The organism is Ruegeria sp. CDSA246 (assembly GCF_059611225.1).
The window spans coordinates 1-1,473 of record NZ_JBXWPD010000053.1; the positions used below are offsets into that span (position 1 = coordinate 1).

1 protein-coding gene is annotated in these 1,473 nt (G+C 54.2%); it reads right to left on the reverse strand.

The genetic code is table 11. From position 1 onward, the window contains the following. Positions 1-74: 74 nt before the first annotated feature. A protein-coding gene (locus AC2FI9_RS22770; RefSeq protein WP_496771007.1) for an IS3 family transposase occupies positions 75-1,426 on the reverse strand; the annotation gives its coding sequence in 2 pieces (ribosomal slippage) (positions 75-1,090 and positions 1,090-1,426; 1,353 coding nt in all). Between the last annotated feature and the right edge of the window lie 47 nt (positions 1,427-1,473).

The window sequence follows — 1,473 nt, forward strand, 5'->3', positions numbered from 1 at the left end:
TGTCCGTCGTCAGGGATTTTGGGACAGATGGCTGCCTGATCTAAGAGAGGATCTGGCTCATCTGGTTTGTCTGATTATGCGGCGGATTTGCGGTGAAGCAAGCGCCGGGTTTCGATGGTCTTTCGTTTGATCCTTTCTCGCTGCTTTAGAATGGTCTGCCCGCGTCCGAAGTAGACATCAGCGGGCGTGAGGTTTTGGAGGCTCTCGTGATAGCGCCGGTGGTTGTAGTGGTCGACGAAAGCACCGATCTGCTGCTGAAGGTCGCCGGGCAGATAGTAGTTCTCCAATAAGATGCGGTTCTTGAGAGTCTGGTGCCAGCGCTCGATCTTGCCTTGGGTCTGTGGGTGATATGGCGCGCCTCGAACATGATCCATTTTCTGATCTTCCAGCCATTCGGCAAGCTCACCAGAGATGTAGCTGGACCCGTTGTCGCTGAGCAGGCGCGGTTTGTGCAGCACGGTTGCCTGATCACAACCCGACGCCTGTAGTGCCAGGTCCAGAGTGTCGGTCACATCCTCGGTCTTCATCGTCGTACAAAGCTTCCAAGCGATGATGTAACGGCTGTAATCATCCAAAATCGTACTGAGATAGAACCAGCCCCAGCCGATCACCTTGAGATAGGTAAAGTCGGTCTGCCAGAGCTGGTTCGGTCGTGTCGTTTTGTCCCTGAACTCATCCGCAGCGGACAAAATCACATAAGCCGGGCTGGTGATGAGATCGTAGGACTTGAGGATGCGATAGACAGAAGCCTCTGACACAAAATACTTTTCCGTGTCAGTGAAGCGAACAGCCAACTCACGCGGAGAAAGCTCACTTTCCTTCAGAGCCAGGTCCTTGATCTTCTCACGCATTGGCTGCGGAATACGGTTCCAGACCCGTGATGGCTTGGGACTGCGATCCTCAAGCGCCTCAGAACCACCCGATAGATACTGGTCATACCAGCGATAGAAGGTGGTCTTCGGGATGCCCAGCTTTTCCAAAGTGCGCTTGGTCGGGAGATGCGAACCTTCGACGAGGCGGATGATCTCCAGCTTTTCAGATGCAGGATACCTCATTCGCCGTCGTCCCCATCCGCGATCATGCTTTTTTTGAGCAACCGCAGTTCAAGAGCCTGTTCGGCAACTACTTCCTTCAGATCTCGCGCCTCGCGGCGCAGATCTTTGACCTCGGTCGATGTCGCTGCTCGGGCCGTGTCGCCTGCCAGACGTTTTTTGCCGGCTTCCAGGAATTCCTTGGACCAACTGTAGTAGAGGCTCTGTGCAATGCCCTCACGACGGCACAGCTCTGAAATACTGTCTTCGCCCTTCAGGCCGTCCAGCACAATCCTGATCTTCTCTTCTGCTGAATATTGCTTACGCGTGGCGCGGCGGATGTCTTTTGCAACTTTCTCACCGTGGCTCTGCTTGGTTCCGGGTTTCTTTCTCATCTCCACTCCTTGGCGGTTACGATGAGCCAGAAACCCTCTCTTATCAA